Source organism: Ruegeria sp. J8, from assembly GCF_056531925.1.
This window is the reverse complement of record NZ_JBQFMR010000005.1, coordinates 95025-112923: the sequence shown is the minus strand read 5'-3', so window position 1 is coordinate 112923 and position 17899 is coordinate 95025. Positions and strand designations below refer to the sequence as shown.

Here is a 17899-nt window from a genome sequence, read left to right as displayed (position 1 = left end):
CATGGACCTGAGTTTCACCCCCGAAGAAGAGGCTTTTCGCGCTGAAGTCCGCGCCTTTCTGTCGGAAAACCTGAGCCCGAAGCTGGTCCGAAAAGGCCGTAACTCGGAAAGTCTGACCAAAGAGGAAATGGAAGGTTGGCACGCCCGGCTGAACGCGCGGGGCTGGCTTGCTGTGACCTGGCCCACCGAATATGGCGGCCCCGGCTGGGGCGCGGTTGAGCGGCATATTTTTGACGAAGAATGCGCCCTCGCCAACGCCCCGCGCATCGTGCCCTTTGGCCTCAATATGCTGGGGCCGGTGCTGATCAAATTCGGCACCAATAAGCAAAGGGCTGAGATTCTGCCACGTATTCTGGATGGCTCAGACTGGTGGTGTCAGGGCTATTCAGAGCCGGGCGCTGGCTCGGATCTGGCCAGCCTGAAAACTCGCGCGGTGCGGGACGGGGGTGACTACGTCATCAACGGTCAAAAAACCTGGACCACGCTGGGTCAACACGCCAACAAGATCTTCTGCCTTGTGCGCACGTCGACCGAGGGCAAGCCGCAGGAAGGCATCAGCTTTGTTTTGGTCGATATGGACGCCCCCGGCGTTGAGCTGCGCCCGATCAAACTGTTGGAAGGCGGGCATGAGGTGAACGAGGTCTTTTTCACCGAAGTACGGGTGCCGGTGGAAAATCTGGTCGGTGAAGAGAACAAAGGTTGGACCATCGCCAAATATCTGCTGACGCATGAGCGGACCAATATCGCGGGTGTCGGGTTCTCGACCCGCGATCTGGAAAAGCTCAAGGACTTGTCGCAGATGCTGGTGCGCGCGGGCAGGCCCTTGGCGCAGGATCCGTTGTTCGCCGCCGAAATGGCCGAGGTCGAGATTGATTTGGAGGCGTTGCGCGTGACGAACCTGCGGATGTTGTCGGCAGCCAAGGAAGGCGCGGCTTCGGGTACGCAAAGTTCGATGCTGAAGATCAAAGGCACGGTGATCCGGCAGCGGATACTCAGCTTGACGCGCACTGCCCTGGGGGCAGCCGCCGCGCCGTTCCCCGTTGAAGATCTGCCCGAAAACGCGGTGACGGTGCCCGAAGACGCCCGGCGTGCGGCGGCGAGCTATTTCAACAATCGAAAACTCTCGATCTTCGGTGGATCGAACGAAATTCAGCGCAACATCATTGCCAAAGACCTGTTTGGAGGCTGACCTATGGATTTCAACTTAACCGAAGACAGGCAGATGTTGTCGGACACGGTGAGGCGCTATCTGGCGGATCAGTATGATTTCGACACCCGCTACGGCGTGCTGGACGCTGCGCCGTTTCATTCCCCGGTCAAATGGGCTGAACTCTCCGAATTGGGCCTGATCGGTGCCTTTGTCCCCGAACAGCAAGGCGGCTTTGGCGGCACAGGTTTCGACATCACAACCATATTTGAGGAGCTGGGCCGTGGTCTGTGCCCCGAGCCGATGCTGGCCGCGTTGATGTCGACTCGCGCCGCCGCCGATTGTGGTGCTACAGCCTTGGTTGAAGAGTTGGTCACAGGTGGAAAGCGGATTGCTTTGGCTGTGTTTGAACCGGATGCGGACAGTCTGGCGTTGATCCGCACCAGCGCAGACAAATCCGGCGATCACTGGGTGCTGAATGGTCGTAAATCGGTGGTCTATGGATTGCCTGGGGCAGATGGCGTGCTGGCCGCAGCACGCCTTGATGAGGGGCTTGGCCTGTTTCTGGTCGAAAATCCTGAAACCGTCGACTATGCGATGATTGACGGCGGTGGAGCAGGGGAGTTGATCCTCGACAGCGCAACCGCCATTTGCCTGAGTGAGAATGCTGGTGACATCATTGAATCCGCCCTGAACGCGGGTCGGTTGGCGCTGTGTGCCGAGGCTGTGGGCGTGATGGAGGTGTTGGTCAACATGACGGTCGATTACCTCAAGCAGCGCACGCAGTTCGGGCGACCGATCGCCAGTTTTCAGGCGTTGCAGCATCGTACGGTCGATATGGCCATCGAGATGGAGCAATGCCGCTCGATCACTATTCTGGCAGCAAGTAAACTGGGCTCCGATGCCGAGGCGAAGTATATCGCAATGGCCAAGAACCTGATCGGACGCGCAGGTACGATGATTGCAGAAGAGTGCATTCAGCTTCACGGAGGGATCGGAATGACCTGGGAATATCCCGGCTCGCACTACGCCAAACGATTGACGATGATCGACCACCAATTGGGCGATCACTATGCGCAATTGCACCGTGTCATGGAGAGCTGATCCATGAGCGAGGCTGTTTTGTTCGAAACTCGCGATGCGGTGCTGATTATCACCATCAATGAACCGGCCCGGCGCAATGTTTTGTCGCGTCTGGTCTATGAACCGGTTGAGTCAGCACTGCGCGACGCTACCGCAGCTGAATCCGGCGTCCGCGCCGTGGTGATTACGGGTGCCGGCGGGTTTTTTTCTGCCGGTGGCGATTTGCGGATGCTCAAGTCCCGTCGCGAAATGACCCTGCCGGAGCGTGAGGCACAGATTGAATACCTGCACCGCATGATCCGGGCCATCCGAGCGTGCCCTGTCCCGGTGATTGCGGCTGTGGAAGGGGGGGCTGCAGGGGCGGGTGCTTCATTGGCATTTGCCTGCGACATGATCGTTGCCGCGGAAGATGCAAAGTTCACGCTGGCCTATGTCAAAGCGGGGCTAGTGCCTGATGGGGGTGGTTCGGGATTCCTGACCATGAACTTGCCACGTCAACTTGCAACCGAGATGTGCCTGACCGGCAGGCCAGTTCTTGCCCCGCGCATGTATGACGTAGGTGTCGTGAACCGGGTGGTTGTACCCGGTTCGGCGTTGAAACAGGCATTGGAGCTAGCACGGGATCTGGTCTCGGGACCGCCAGAGGCGCAGGCGGCGATCAAGGCGCTGCTCTCTGCCCCCTATACGGCCGAGTTTGAGGCACATCTGCTACGCGAACGCCGGGAGATGGGCCTTGCTCTGGGCCGGGACGAAGCGCTGGAAGGCATCCGTGCGTTTGAGGAAAAGCGTAAGCCGGACTTCACGAACTGAACCAATAGAAAATGGCGGCAGAGACCGACAGAACGGTCAAACGAAAACGGGCGGGAGAATTCCCCGCCCGTTATTTTGTCTACCCGTAGACGATATTGGGTAACCACGTCACAACCCACGGGAACATCATACAGATGACCAATCCGACAATCTGCAGGAACAGGAAGGGCAGCGCCGCCTTGAAGATATCCGTCATCGGAATCGACGGTGGGGCCACGCCGCGCAGATAGAACAGCGCATACCCGAAGGGCGGCGACAGGAAGCTCATCTGCATGTTTACCAGATAGAGCACGCCAAACCACAGCACGAGATCGTTAGGGTCATCAAAGCCAAAGGCCGCAGCCCCCAGCGCCTTGATGATCGGCACAAAGATCGGAACGCACAGCAACAGGATGCCGACCCAGTCCAGGAACATCCCCAGCACCACCAGCAGGATTTGCATGACGATCAGGATACCCCAGGGCCCCAGACCTGCGCCTTGCATGGTTTCCTGCACGAACTGCTGTCCACCCTCCAACACGTAGAGACCCACAAAGATCGTGGCGCCGAACATGATCCAGATTACCATGGCCGAGGCTTTCAGCGTGGTCAGGCAGGCCTCGCGCACGGTGGGCCAGTCCAGCTTGTTGTGGATCGCCGCTACGATGAAGGCACCAAAGGTGCCGATACCCGCCGCCTCAACCGGGGTTGCAACGCCCGAGAAGATCACGCCCAGAACAATCACGATCAGCGCAATCGGAGCGGACATTTTGCCCAGCAGGCGCATTTTTTCTCGGTTCGAGATGCGCTCGTCAACCGGGATTGGCGGGCCAAGGACCGGATTGATATAGGACCGAACCACCACGTAGATGATGTACATGCCCGACAACATCAGGCCGGGAATGACCGCGCCGATGAAAAGCTCCCCAACCGATTGTTCGGCAACAACCGCGTAGATGATGGCCAGAATGGAAGGTGGGATCAGGATGCCCAATGTCCCCCCGGCCATGATCGAACCCATAGCGATCTTGGTGTCATAGCCGCGTTTCAACATGGCGGGCAGGGCAATGATCCCCATTGTCACCACAGCTGCGCCGATCACACCGACCATAGCCGCCAGAACGGTCGACGCAATAATCGTCGCCGCAGCAAGGCCGCCTTTCAGACCGCCAAGCACCTTGTAGATCACATCGAACATATCGTTGATGATCCCGGCCCGTTCCAGCATCGACGCCATGAAGATGAACAAGGGAATGGCGGATAGCTGATAGTTCGTCATCAGCGGGAAAATCCGGCTGGGTACGATATTCAGCGCACGCGCATCCCCCAGAACGAACAGAAACACACAGGCCAGGCCTCCGGTCACAAAGGCCAGCGGGAGGCCTGCCATTAGCAGAACCAGCAGCGAGCCGAACATTACGAGCGTCAACAGCTCGATGGACATATCAAGACCCATCGGTCAGTACCCCCGTGCAATCGTTCGGATGTCTTTGGATAGTTTCGACACCCCTTGCAAAATCAACAGAACCGCGCCCACGACCATCATCCATTTCATTGGCCAAAGCGGGATTTCCCATTCGTTAAAGCTGATTTCGCCCCAGCGGATGTTCGGATCGGTCCAGTCGCCGAAGGTCAGTGCGCCGAACATCTGGAAGAAGCTCATCTCGCCCCGCGCCCAGTCTGAGACGACGGAGTTACCGGTCGGAACGGCAATCGCGTCCATCGCGAAGATGTAGGATGTCACCAGGAGGGTTCCGGCGAAGATGAAGAAGAAAATCGAAGTGAACAGGTCCGCCCACGCGCGCTTCGGCTTGGTCAGCGGTGCATAGAAGATGTCCACACGCACATGGCTTTCGGTCAGCATCGCATAGGACCCGGCGATCAGGTACTGCATCCCGAACATCAGATACATGGATTCATGCGCCCAGTTGGTAGGGGCGTTGAACACGTAGCGGACGATCACTTCGTAGTAATAGACGAATACGGCAATCACGGCCCAATAGCTGACGAACTCACCTGCATAGAGAGACAGGCGGTCAATCCAGTTCTCGGCATAATCCTGATCAGCCTTACGGGCACCGGGGTCCATTTCCGCCGCGCGGGCTGCGGTTTCTTCGTCGATCTCCATCTCGGGCTCATGTGGATCCGCAGCCGCCTTGACGCGCGCACTGGCCACAAGGCGCGGCAGCATCAGCGCATCAATCGCCAAGAAGGCGAGGATCGTGAAGAACGCATAGCGCGCTACCGAGCTCCAGAAGGCACGATCAGCACCGGCAATTTCGGCCAGCGGTTGCGCCTCAGCCAGCGCTGCCTCGGATTCCGCGAGCCGTTCGCGCCCGGTCTCAATAGCCTTTTCTGCACGATCCAAAGCGCGTTCTGCCCGGCGTTTTTGCAGAGCGGTGCCATTTTGGGCGGCCTCAGCGGCGGCGCGCAGATTTTCCAGCCCTTCTTCGGCAGTGGCGACCCGTTCGGTTTCGCGCGAGATCGTGCGTTCGGCCTGACGGACGATATTGACCGCGTTCGAGAATTCGTTGCGGGCCGTACGCTCTTCGCCATTGGCGAACAGGATCAGCAGGAAGACCGGTAGATAGACCAACCCCAGCAGGCTGCGCAGGTAGAAGCGGTGCAGACCCAGCATTCCCCCAGTGACAAGGATCAGATAGCCCAGCGGCAACCCATAGGTGCGCTGTTCAGGTTGGGCTTTGCGCGCCAGCACCATGGCCAGGGCCGGGAAAGCGATTAGCCCGACCCAGTATAGCCAGTGCGGCAGCGTGAAATCGACGCTCGGCATATTACGTTCCGAATTCCAAAGAAAAGGCACGTCCGCGCGAAGTTCGCGCGGACTTTTGATTAGGCTTCAGCGGATTACAGGTCCAGTGTATAGCCTTCGATCATTTCAGGCGTCACATAGCCCAAGGAACCCGACATCATGTAGTCAAGTTGGATCTTGAAGACACGCGCCGCGTCTTTGTCGCGGTTGGCATATTTGAACCAGATTGGCACGGCGACTTCGGTCATCAGCTCGACATCGTCCTGAGACAAGCGTGTGATTTCGGTACCTTCGGCTTCGAACTTTTTCCAGGCTTCCTGGTCGGCGGCCTGAATGGCGGCGTGATGCAGATCGGAATAGACGTGAGTTTCCATTTCCACGAATTCCTGCATCTGCGGGCTCAGTTTGTCCCATGCGGCCTTGCCCACGGTGATGTCCATGATGTCGACCGGCTGATAGACCGACATGAAGCCCGGAGGACCCATCACAATATAGTCCGTCACCTGACTGAAGCCCAAGGCGTGGTTCACGGCCGGACCCACAAAGTCTGCCACGTCGATAGTGCCTTTTTCCAGCGCCGGGAAGATTTCCGAACCCGGCAGAACGGTTGTTTCAGCGCCCAGCTCCGAGAATACCTCGGCCACCATACCGCCCGGCAGGCGCATTTTACGGCCCGCGAAGTCGTCAACCGACCGGATTGGAACTTTCGAGTGGATGATGTTCGGCCCGTGATGCACCGGTCCGACAAAGTGCAGACCCTGACGGCCTAGCAGCTCGCGCGCGATATCGATCCCGCCCAGGCCATAGTAGAACGTGTCGTATTCATGCGGTTGGCGCAGACCCAGCGGGTACGAGCTGAGGAACACTGCGGCGGGAATGATGCCCTGATAGTAGATGGTGAACGGGTTGATGGCATCAAGCACGCCATTTTTCACCGCATCTGCCAATTGGAAATCCCCAACCACGTCATTGGCACCAAAGGCCTGGAAGGCCAGCTCACCGCCGGTTTTTTCTTCGATCGTGGCGCACCAGTCCTTGAAGGTCTGCAACCCGATTCCGCCGGGCCAGGATGTCTGGATCTTCCAGGTAGTGGTCTCACCTGCTGCGGTGGCGATATGCGGTGCAACCAAAGTTGCCGCCCCGGCACCGGCAAGGGTGCGAAACGCGCTGCGGCGTGTAATCAGTTTATTGGTCATTTGATCCTCCCATAGATCATCACCATGCTTTCGCAGAAAACATGCTGATAGCTAGAGAGCATAGAGGAGACTTTAGGAATTGGTAATATTTTTTTTCCAATTTAGAAATCTCTCACCGTTCCGTGATTGCTCCAATGAAAAAATACTGGCTGACTATTGGCTGGGGACGGTTAGTTTGTGCCAGTCGAGGTTGAATTTCTGCAGGTATTTCCGCAGCCTATCCGCATCGTTCTGCGTGCTGCGCTTTTCCCGTGAGACCGAAAACAACGCCCGACCCGCCGCGCTGAGATTGGGCGTGCGTTGACATGTTCGGATGACATTCGCCAATTGCACCAGGTCGAAAGGATCAATGTCACGCGTGGCTGATCCCAAAATACCGCGCACCAGCGTCTCGTCGCTGTCTGAGGTGGAGGATGCCCAATCTTGTTGCAGCGCGGCTGTCTCATCCTCGACCATTGTTCGGGTGATCCGGCCCCGCGGGGCCAGTGTGCAGAGGCGTTTCACCAATCCGCTGAAGTCGCGGAAATTGCCTGGCCAATGGGTCGATGGGTTGGTGGCGAACTGTATGAACTTCTCGCGCGCGTCGATGTTGAAGCCGACTTGAATGCCCAGGCTGCGCTCGGATCGTGCGAGTTCATAGTGAAGGTTGGCCTCGATATCCTCACGCCGGTCGCGTAGCGCGGGCAATCTGAAGTTCCACATGTTCAAGCGGGCAAGCAAGTCGGGGCGAAAACGTCCCTCGGCCGTCAACGCGCGCAGATCGTGGCTGGCACCTGCGATGACCTGAAACCGGCTGGACACCTCGTGATCCGATCCAAGTGGGTAAAACCGTCCGGTCTCTATCGCGCTGAGCAAGATGGATTGCTCGGACCAGCCTAATTCATCAACTTCGTCCAGAAACAGGACGCCGCCATCTGCTTCACGCAGCAGCCCGCCACGTTCGGTCCCGGCCTGCCCCAGATAGCTGCGTCGCTGGCCGAACAGGGTGGCCAGCGCATCGGGGCCGTTGAGCGTGGCACAATTGACATGGACTAGTCGTCCCTTGACCCTGCGCCGATCCAGTTTGAGGTTGTAAATCCGCTGCGCCAATTCCGTCTTGCCGGTCCCGGTCTCGCCCAGCAGCAGGATCGGTTCGTCGGAATTGCTCGCAACCAACTCAATCCGGTCGATCAAGGTGTTATATTGCGCGTTTCGTGTTTCGATCCCGCCTTTTAACTGATCGCTATATTCACGCGAAAGCTGGTCGAACCGTTGTTGAAGGGCATTGTAGCGGCTCAGGTCCAGATCAATGACATCGAATTTCGGGGTTGGATCCTCCGGGCCGGGCGGGCCGGTCTGGATCAGCCGCGCCGGGACATGGCGACTTTCTGTCAGTAGGAACCAGCAGATTTGCGCCACATGCGTCCCGGTGGTCAGGTGCACATGATACTGCTCGCGATCTTCGTCAAAGCCATAGGCGCGGGCAAAGTCAAACAGCTTGCCGTAGACCTCTTGGAAGTCCCAGGGGTCATCCAGATCCATCTGTTGCAGCAAGACCTCGGTCTCGGGCGATATCTCGGCGATCTCATGTTTGACCTGATGGGCGAGCCGGTTGAACTTGCGGTCGTGCAACAATTCGAGCCGATGCACAGGAAAATGATCGTGCGATGTCAGGCTGGGCGTCGGCTTCCAGCGCCGTTTTTTGCCCATATCCAGCTGCGTGCCAAGAAACCCGATGACCACATTCTTCACGATATATCCAATTCTATAATATAAGATACAAAAGTATAATATCGCGAGTTTACGCGTATCGCAAATCGCCGATTACTATATTATAAACAACAGCTTACACTATTTTCACTTTTTTCTCTGCGCTTTGGCTGGACCATGAGAAAACATCCTCAAGACAAAACGAGGATAGGAAAATGGCGAACAAATCCGTGTTTGCATCGTTGAAAGGCCGGTTGCTGCCGAAAGCAACTGCGAAGAACGCCCATGGCGCGCCGGCTTTTGCATATTCAGATGCCCATGCTCTGGCGCAGGTCGCCGTGACGGGAACGTTTGGCGGCATGTTCTATCAGTCGCCGCAGGAAGAGTTGGAATACGTTCTGGATGTGGCTGAGACCGTTGAGCCAAAGTACTTGGCGCAGGCTGCGATCTATGCCCGCCAGTCGGGGTACATGAAGGACATGCCTGCTGTCTTGTTGGCTGTTTTGGCCCGGCGTGATCCGGTCCTGTTTCGGGCGGCTTTCGCCCGTGTGGTCGATAACGGCAAGATGCTGCGCACGTTCGTGCAGGTTATCCGGTCGGGTCAAACGGGGCGTAAGTCTCTGGGGTCGGCACCGAAAGCGATGGTCCAGACCTGGTTGAACACCGCCTCTGACCGTGCGCTGCTGAATGCCAATATCGGGAATGACCCGTCTTTGGCGGACGTGATCAAGATGGTGCACCCGAAACCGGCCTCGGCCGAGCGGGAGGCGCTGTTTGCATGGATCGTCGGGCGGCCGTGCAATCTGGCACGGCTGCCGCAGGCCCTGAGGGATTGGATCGCGTTTCGGGAAACCGGCAAGGGTCCGTTGCCGGACGTGCCGTTCCAGATGCTGACGCAACTGGAACTGACGCAGGTCCAATGGGCGCGGATTGCGCGCAAGGGCTCGTGGCAGATGGTTCGTCAGAACCTGAACACCTTCCAGCGTCACGGCGTTTTCGACGTGACCCCCAACGTGGATCACGTGGCTGCTTCGCTGCGCGACCCAAAAGCCATCGCCAAGGCTCGGGCCTTTCCGTACCAGTTGATGGTGGCTGCGCAAAACGTGGTGCCGGATATGCCGCGCCTGATCGTGGACGCGCTGCACGACGCGATGGAGATCGCCGCGCAGAACGTACCGCAGGTTGCGGGGCAGGTGGTTGTGTGCCCAGACGTGTCGGGGTCGATGACGTGGTCCGTGACCGGGTATCGTCCGGGGGCGACCTCGGCCGTGCGGCATGTGGATGTGGCGGCGCTGGTGGCGGCGTCCTTCCAACGGGTGAACCGTGGGTGTCAGGTGTTGCCGTTCGATTTCGATGTGCGCGATGTGCGTCTGGAACCGCGCGACACGATCCTGACCAATGCCGAGCGTCTGGCCGCACTGGCCGGTGGCGGGACGAACTGTTCCGCGCCGCTGGCCTGGTTGAACAAGCGCGGCCGCGCACCGGATCTGGTGGTGTTCGTGTCTGACAACCAGTCGTGGGTGGATGCCCGGAATGGTGGTCAGGGCACAGCGATGTTGAAGGAGTGGGAGGTGATCAAGCGTCGCAATCCGCAGGCCAAGCTGGTCTGCATTGACATCGCCCCATACGGGACCACTCAGGCGCAGACGCGTGCCGATGTGTTGAATGTCGGCGGGTTCTCGGATGCGGTCTTTGACCAGATCGCGGCATTTGCCAGCGGTCAAACCGGCCCGGATCATTGGGTCGGCGAGATCGAGAAGATCGATGTATAAACAAGGCTCGGGCAGTGCGCTGCCCCGGCCATCAGAACAACATCAAGCAGAATGCCGGTGGGACTACATCGCTGTTACCGATCCGCGCCCTGACCAGGGCGTGGTCTCATCACCCCTTGTCTGCCTGACCCGAACGAAAGGACATGTCTCGGCGAATGCCGGTGGAACTACAGATTGTTAATCTCCAGGTCGCGGGTTCGAATCCCGCTCGTCCGAGCCCCACGGGGGACGGACGGTAGCTCAGTTGGGTAGAGCAGGGCGTTTCACCAAACTCTTGTCGTCGAGACCCAAAACGAAAGGACACCCCCGGCGAATGCCGAAGGAACTACATGGCACCTCAGGGACAGGTCGAGCGGGTTCAACTCCCCTCCGTGCCGGCGCCCGGACGGCAAACGCATCTGCCCATTCAGATGCGGGGCGGGCCTCCCGAACTGTTTCTTCCCCACTTGTCGCCGGGGCCTGAATTTGAGTGAATATGATGATGGAAAACACATTTGATCCCGTAACAGGTGAACATCTGAAAGACTGGGGGCATCGCCCTGGCAAGCAATTCCCCGCCCTGCTGGCGCGCGCGAATGAGATGCGGGCCGAAGGCTTCGGTCTGGTGCGCATCCGGCAGGAGCTGGAGGGTGAGATCCTTCCGACTCCGCCTACGCTGGATCTGCGCGCGCCCGGTGAGGTGCCGTTTCACGAAAATATCGACGCCAGCGATCCGGATGAGGAGGACAACGTCGAGAAAGTCCGCGAAACGATGACCGCGCTGATGCGGACCCCGACGATTGAAGCCGGGGCGATTATGCCCGATGCCTGTCCGGCCGGTCCGGTCGGCACGATCCCGGTTGGTGGCGTCGCGGCGGCGCGTAATGCGATCCATCCTGGGATGCATTCGGCCGACATTTGCTGCTCGGTCATGATCACCGATCTGGGGAATGCCGACCCAAAGGCCGTGCTGGATGCGGCGCAGTCGGTGACGCATTTCGGACCGGGTGGTCGGCCGCAGGGCAAGCGCTTCACAACCTCGCTGAAACTGCTGGACGCGTTCCGTGAAAATCCGTTTCTGGACAAACTGAAATCGCTACGTATGGCGCAAGAGCATATGGGGACGCAAGGCGACGGGAACCATTTCCTGTTTGTCGGCCGGTCGCGCAAAACCGGGCGGACGGCGATTGTGACCCATCACGGTTCGCGCGGGCCGGGGGCTGTTCTGTATAAGAACGGCATGACCGTCGCGCATCGCTTCCGCAAGGAGCTGTCGCCGGGTACGCCGAAGCAAAACGCCTGGATTCCAGCTGACACGCAGGAAGGGCGCGACTATTGGGATGCACTGCAACTGATCCGCAAATGGACCAAGGCCAACCACAACGCGATCCATCAGGCAACGGTTGAGGCCGCGCGAGTGGGCGATGTCGGGGACCGGTATTGGAACGAACATAACTTCGTCTTCAAACGGGGCGATCTGTTCTATCACGGCAAGGGCGCAACCCCGGCGTGGGGTGACTATGCCGCTGATGCGACCGGGCTGACCCTGATCCCGCTGAACATGTCCGAGCCGGTTCTGGTCGTGCGCGGCAAGGATGCGGGTCACGGTCTGGGCTTCAGCCCACATGGGGCGGGGCGGAATTTCTCGCGTTCCGAACATAAGCGCCGGATGGGGTCTGTTACGCCGGATGAGATGTTGAAGGCGGAAACCGAAGGTCTGGATATTCGCTTCCATGCCGGCGGTGTGGACGCCTCGGAACTGCCGTCCAGCTACAAAAGTGCGGACAGTGTTGTAGCGCAGATCAAATCCTATGATCTGGCCGAAATCGAGGATTATATCGACCCCTACGGCTGTATCATGGCAGGTGATGTGCCGCCTTTCTGGATGAACAGGAAGAAAGGCCGCCGCTAAAGCAAGGGCCGAAGTGTTCAACCACTTCGGCCCTTGTTCTTTAAGATCGGTTCCTCAGAACGACCAGCGAATGCCCGCAAGGAAATTCGGTCCCTGCGCATCGCTGCCAACCTCGTGCGAGGCGTTGGCCTCGAACTGCATGTTGGGGATGAACTCATGCTCATATCCAATCAGAACACTCCCGCCCGAGAAGTCGGTGGCCGCAAAGCTGAGGCTTTGGGTTGAGCCAAAGACAGTGACATCCGCATCCGAGTCGCCCAGACCCTGCCGGACAACGCCGGAAAGCTGACCGACCAACACGCCGCCTGTGTTCAGAGCCTTGGAGGCTTCGACACCCAAGCGGACCTCAATCACGTCAGTTGTGGCGTCGTCCACGGTCGCGTTCGCAGATGAGCCGGTTTCGGTGTAGCTGTCATCCTCTTGCCGGGTATAGCGGAGGTCGCCAAAACCGGTCAGGCCGATGGTGCCTGTGGTCTCGAAATCCCGCTCGACACCGGCGTAGACCGTCAGCAAGGTGCTGTCGAAATCGGCATCCGCATCAGCACTGCCCGAAATCTCGCGCGTGCGGTCGGTGGACAGCCAGCCATAGCCCAGCCCGGCCTCAACCGTATAGGCGCCGACCTGACGTCCGATCGAAGCGTCGATATAAAAGCCGTCCGTGTCAAAATCGGTGGTGTCGGTGTCGCCATCCGTGCGGAACACGCCCAGCCCAAAGGCCAGCGCGGTGCCATTGTCCAACTGTCCCGAAAAGCCGACGCTACCGTTGATCGCCGTGACATCCGTATCAATGCCCGGCACATTTTCGAACCGGCGTGAGGCCGCGTCGAGATGCACATAAGGACGGAAGCCACCAATACTCAGACCCGAGACATTGCCGGTTTCAGCATTGCGTGTGACCTGTGCAGCCTCATAGCGCAGCGCTCCGTTCGAGCTGCCGATGAGAGTGCCGTAATAGGCTACGATATCGGCCGATGTCAGAATTTCGGCCGGATCGACAGCGGCATAGACCGGTGCCGGGCCACCTTCATCCTGCACGAACCATCCCGACCGGCCGTCCGAGATAATCGTGTTGAAATCCTCTGTTCCTGGCGCGGCATCTTCGAAAAAGAACACCGAACTGCCGCCTTGGGCGAACAGATTGACCTGATGATCCTGAACACGGATCAAGCCGTCGACATTGTCCTGAGTGTCCAGATTCAGCGTCCCGGTTCCCGAGCCCAAGAAGATGGCATAGGCATCATCTGTGTCCGAACGCGCCGAGATAGAGCCAACCTCGGTAATCTCGCCGTCGAAATTTTGGATGTTCAGACCAAAGGCCTCGGACGTGTCGCCGCCCGAAGCAGCGACATTGATCACGCCAGTATTGGCGAATGTGCCCTGCAAATCGGCAATAAACACACCACTGGCGTCGGCATCACCGGTTCCGTTTGCGATAGCGGCGACTGCCGTCAACTGGCCCGAGTTGGTGACTGCGTCATTGTAGACCCCGCCCAGAGACAACGCCTGCGCCGTTGCACCCAATGCGCCGGTGGCAGACGCAGAGACATTGCCGGTATTACTTGCGGCTGCATCGCTGCTGTTGCCCGTGAAAATACCCTGCGACAGCGCTTCATCGGTTTCTGAAATCGCCGTGGTCGAGATCGTACCCGAATTGGCAAAACTTCCCGTCAGTCCACCATTCGCGACAATGCCAGTTGCACGGGCCGAAGAAAGGGCCGAGGCTTCGGCAATCAGGGTGCCGTTGTTGGTCAGCACGCCATCAATGCCGCCATTCACAAGCAGACCAAAGGCGCGACCGTCGCCGGTTTCGGCTGATCCATTGGCCATGATTGTGCCTGAGTTGGTGAAATCTCCGTCCAACCCATTATTGGTCACGAAAACCCCGGCAGCGACACCCAGAGTTTGTCCGTTGGTTTCAACAGTAAGCGTGCCCGAGTTTTCAATATTTCCGGTCATGCCGTTGGCAATAAACGCCCCGAAAGCAGAGGCCGAGGAGCCACCGGACAGATTGTCCGCTTCGGCGCGGACGGTGCCGGAATTGACAAAGTCGCCATTCAAGCCGCCGCTGATGTCGATGGCGGATGCAAAGGCGTTGGTCGATCCTTCGGCCCGCACGTTCAGTGTGCCATTGTTTTCGATCTGTCCTGTCGAGGTGCTAGTGATGTCCAGGGCATGGGCGCGGGCCGACCCGGTGCTGGCTTCGGCCATTGCCGTAATTGTCTGGGTGTTCAGGAAGTTACCGTCAAACGGCCCGCCGACAATAAAGCCTGTAGCCACCGATGTTTGCGCCGCACTGGTTTGAGCGGCAATCGTGCCAGAGTTCGTGATGTCCCCATCGACCCCGCCAAAGGCGCGCAGGCCGAAGGCGCGGGCCTCGTTCGTGCTGCCAATGGCCGACACCATTAGGGTACCGCTGTTGCTGAAACTGCCAACCATCCCGTTAGTGATCGTATAGCCCCCGGCAGTTGCGGTCGAAAACGCTTCGGCCTGAATACGCAGAGTGCCAGTGTTGGTGATTGATCCGGTCAGGGTGTTGCGGATATCGGCAGCAGCCGCAAAGGCCGAGAAATCGCCCTCGGCTTCGACTGTGATTGTGCCGTCATTGATGATGTCACCGTCCATTCCACCAAAGACGCGCAGGCCAGAGGCCGTAGCCTCGGAGGTATCGCTTGTCACATTGATCTGAAGCGTGCCGGTGTTGGCGAAATTCCCGGTCAGCCCGTTGCGGATGTAAAAGCCGGTGCCAGATCCCTCGGAGGAAGCGTTGACCTGGATCATAAGCGTGCCAGTGTTGCGAATTTCCCCGATCAAGCCGCCATTGATCGTCAGGGCCCGGGCTTCGGCCGAACTACCCGTGGCGCTTATGGTGATCGTGCCACCATTGGTGAAATCACCGTCCATTTGTCCGCTGACAAACAGGCCAAAAGTCTCTGCCTCGGACGCGGTGGAGTCAGAGGCCAGCAGAATGGTGCCCGAGTTTTCGAAATCGCCGTCGAAATCGCCGCCTAGATAATAAGCCGCTCCGCTGGCAGATGCCGTCCCGGTGCCGCGTGCATCAATCGTCCCGCTGTTGGTGATGTTGCCAACCGTGTTGCCCTCAACATAGACAGCCGCGCCATCAGCGCTGCCCGAGGTCGTTTGCGCCGTTGCGACGATGGTGCCCGAGTTGATCAGGGCACCGTTCTGGTCGCCTTCGACATGGATACCCCAGGCAATCGCGTCATCCGCTGAACCATTGGCCAGAACTGAGATAGTGCCGGTGTTGTTGATGTCGCCGTTTACATCGGTGATCACCTCAACCCCGATGGCATAGACATCGTCCACCCCGTCCGTGGCCGTAGCGCTGATCGTGCCCGAGTTGGTCAGATTGCCGTTCAGGCTTCCTTCAAACTGAAAGCCGAAGGCCGAGGCCTGCTCGCCCGTCTGGGCTGTGACTTGGATCGTACCGGCATTGTCGATGTCTGTTTCGGCGGGGTTCACGAACAGAAACCCGGCCGCAGCCACGTTTTCAGTCGGAACCGACGAGGACTGTACCAGTATGTCCCCGTTGTTTTCGATCGTCGCGGTTGATTGAGCAACACCGTCGACCACAGTTCCAATCGCCAATGCGACGGCATTGTCGCTGCTGACATTGACGTCGATTGTCCCGTTGTTCTGATATGTTCCGGCAAGATCGTCGTCAAACAGGACACCAAGGCCAAGTGCGGACCCATTGGCGTCGATATCAATGTCGATCGACCCGTTGTTGATAACCTGTCCGGTTTCACCCAGATCTCCATTTAGCTCCAGGCCGAACCCAAGTTGTTCTCCGGGGGCGGGGCCCGAGATCGTTCCGTCATTGGTAAAGACACTGGTGTAATCGGTGTTGATCTGCACGGCGGGGCCAGAATCCGCGGTCAGATTAACAGCCCCGGTTTCGGTGATCGTTATGTCCTCGTCGATGAGAAAGTCCGCCGGCGTCGTCTGCGGTGCAGAAATGACAACATCCGCAGAAGCAACAGTTGCGCAAGCGCTTACCGCTATCGAGGCCAGGAATACCGAAGGCGCAACACTGGCCACCCGGCCCTTCCACTTCACAACACGACCGCCTCTTGCCACACGTGCCGGCGTGTGCTGCTTTGCGCAACTATTCATTGCATACCCCAAAGATGAACTCGTTAACGATATGTTAACATTAGTAGCCAATGCGAGTTGGGGGCGTAAATGGTGGAAAGTGTTTGGTTGGAAAATTTTTTCAGATTGCAATTTTGCAACAGCGGTCTTCGTATTGCGACTTCAAGATGCCCATCGTATCTTCTGGTCAACAAGCGTTGGAAAACGTTGAAATGAAAATTCAGCGCGTTTGTGCAAAAACCGAACCTTGTTGCACCCCAATGGACACCAATTTTTGAAGTATCTATGTGCCCTGGTGTTTCAACAATCCGCTAAAATGAGTCAGATTGTTTGATGTTTTCTATGTTTGTGGGCGGTTTTCGTCGAGCGCAACTTTTGCGCGAAAAGAGAAGGCGGCGCCAATTTAGCACCGCCTTCAACTGTTAAATGCAAAGTTTGCTACGGCAAACCTGTTTGTCAAAACATCAAACAGTAGCGCCCTTGATGCGAATTGCCGAACCCAAGGCCCCTGCGCACATCCCGACGACCACTGCGATAAGCAGTTCGCCTGTTCCGAAATTGGCGAATGACCAATGCGCAAAGATTAGCGTTTCAGCGACTCCAACAACGCCTCCCATCACCGCGCCAAGCAAGGGGTTGCGGGTCATCATACCCAGTGCCAGGCCCAATATACCGGGTAGGCTGATTATGTTGGCTCCGATTGTTCCCAGAAGTTCCAGCATATCTGCCTCCTTTTTACTCGGACCGATTGGTCAGGAATGACCGGATTTCTTCACTTCCGTCCGCCACCTGTTGACCCAGCGGTGTCGGTGCGTCAGCAGCCAGCTCTTCGGTGATTTCCTGATACCGCTGCAGATGTCCAGGTGGCAGGCTGTGCGCGATCCCCTGGTGGCAGTCGATGCAGGTCATGCCGGTGTCGATGGCACGCTGATGCTCGGACGCCGCACGATTTTCCTGAAGGGTGAAATCCATATAGTCGAAGTTGTGACAGTTGCGGCATTCACGACTGTCTGAAGCTTTCATCTTTTTCCACACAGCGGTGGCCATGCTCAGTCGATGTTCTTCGTATTTCTCGGGCGTGCCGATGGTGCCGGCCAGCTCGTGATAGACATCCTTGACCGCCATGATCTTGGCTTTGATCTTGTGGTTCCACTCATGCGGCACGTGGCAATCCGAACATATAGCCCGCACGCCCGAGTGGTTGTTGTAGTGGATCGTCTCGCGGTATTCGCCGAGGTTCGTTTCCATCGTGTGGCACGAGGTGCAGAACTCTTCGGTATTGGTCAGTTCCAGGGTCCAGTGGAACCCACCCCAGAACAGGATACCGGCCAGAAACCCTGCCAGCACCAGAAAGCCCGAGCTGAACAGAACGGTCGGTGTCCAGATCGCATTCCAGATGCGGCCGATCCAGCCGCGTTTTTCGGGGGAGTCTGCCATTTCGGTGCTCCT

Annotated in this window: 12 protein-coding genes; 5 read left to right on the top strand and 7 right to left on the bottom strand. The window is 58.1% G+C overall.

The window, feature by feature from the left end; all coding sequences use genetic code 11:
- Position 1: 1 nt before the first annotated feature.
- The 3 genes from ACR0L1_RS12350 to ACR0L1_RS12340 are packed head-to-tail and all read left to right on the top strand — an operon-like array spanning position 2 to position 3040.
- Entirely contained in the window at positions 2–1189 is a 1188-nt protein-coding gene (locus ACR0L1_RS12350) for an acyl-CoA dehydrogenase family protein (protein ID WP_480859098.1), read from the top strand.
- 3 nt (positions 1190–1192) lie between these two features.
- Positions 1193–2251: an acyl-CoA dehydrogenase family protein gene (locus ACR0L1_RS12345; protein WP_480859096.1), complete on the top strand. Its 1059-nt coding sequence runs from the start codon at positions 1193–1195 to the stop codon at positions 2249–2251.
- A gap of 3 nt (positions 2252–2254) precedes the next feature.
- Positions 2255–3040: an oxepin-CoA hydrolase, alternative type gene (locus tag ACR0L1_RS12340; RefSeq protein ID WP_480859094.1), complete on the top strand. Its 786-nt coding sequence runs from the start codon at positions 2255–2257 to the stop codon at positions 3038–3040.
- Between the two features lie 79 nt (positions 3041–3119).
- Here ACR0L1_RS12340 and ACR0L1_RS12335 read toward each other — a convergent pair whose 3' ends face one another.
- From ACR0L1_RS12335 to rtcR, 4 genes are all read right to left on the bottom strand, one after another.
- Positions 3120–4463, bottom strand: coding sequence for a TRAP transporter large permease (locus tag ACR0L1_RS12335; RefSeq protein ID WP_237215859.1), 1344 nt, complete (start codon positions 4461–4463; stop codon positions 3120–3122).
- Between the two features lie 15 nt (positions 4464–4478).
- Positions 4479–5810: a TRAP transporter small permease subunit gene (locus ACR0L1_RS12330; RefSeq protein ID WP_480859092.1), complete on the bottom strand. Its 1332-nt coding sequence runs from the start codon at positions 5808–5810 to the stop codon at positions 4479–4481.
- Between the two features lie 74 nt (positions 5811–5884).
- On the bottom strand, positions 5885–6985 hold the full coding sequence (dctP, locus tag ACR0L1_RS12325; protein ID WP_480859090.1) for a TRAP transporter substrate-binding protein DctP: 1101 nt from the start codon (positions 6983–6985) through the stop codon (positions 5885–5887).
- A 153-nt stretch (positions 6986–7138) separates the two neighbouring features.
- Positions 7139–8716 carry an RNA repair transcriptional activator RtcR gene (rtcR, locus tag ACR0L1_RS12320; RefSeq protein WP_480859088.1) on the bottom strand — a complete coding sequence of 526 codons (1578 nt, stop codon included), beginning with the start codon at positions 8714–8716 and terminating at the stop codon, positions 7139–7141.
- A gap of 173 nt (positions 8717–8889) precedes the next feature.
- Here rtcR and ACR0L1_RS12315 point away from each other — a divergent pair, with 173 nt between their 5' ends.
- A complete protein-coding gene (locus tag ACR0L1_RS12315) occupies positions 8890–10446 on the top strand; it encodes a vWA domain-containing protein (RefSeq protein WP_480859086.1) in 1557 nt (518 codons plus the stop codon).
- A 481-nt stretch (positions 10447–10927) separates the two neighbouring features.
- Positions 10928–12337, top strand: a complete 1410-nt coding sequence (locus tag ACR0L1_RS12310; protein WP_480859084.1) for an RtcB family protein — start codon at positions 10928–10930, stop codon at positions 12335–12337.
- Between the two features lie 54 nt (positions 12338–12391).
- Here the strand turns inward: ACR0L1_RS12310 and ACR0L1_RS12305 are convergent, their stop codons facing one another.
- The 3 genes from ACR0L1_RS12305 to ACR0L1_RS12295 form a co-directional block, all read right to left on the bottom strand.
- On the bottom strand, positions 12392–16414 hold the full coding sequence (locus tag ACR0L1_RS12305) for a beta strand repeat-containing protein (protein ID WP_480859082.1): 4023 nt from the start codon (positions 16412–16414) through the stop codon (positions 12392–12394).
- A 500-nt stretch (positions 16415–16914) separates the two neighbouring features.
- Entirely contained in the window at positions 16915–17172 is a 258-nt protein-coding gene (locus ACR0L1_RS12300) for a hypothetical protein (protein ID WP_170773424.1), read from the bottom strand.
- A 13-nt stretch (positions 17173–17185) separates the two neighbouring features.
- Positions 17186–17887 carry a NapC/NirT family cytochrome c gene (locus ACR0L1_RS12295; RefSeq protein ID WP_170773426.1) on the bottom strand — a complete coding sequence of 234 codons (702 nt, stop codon included), beginning with the start codon at positions 17885–17887 and terminating at the stop codon, positions 17186–17188.
- Positions 17888–17899: the final 12 nt, after the last annotated feature.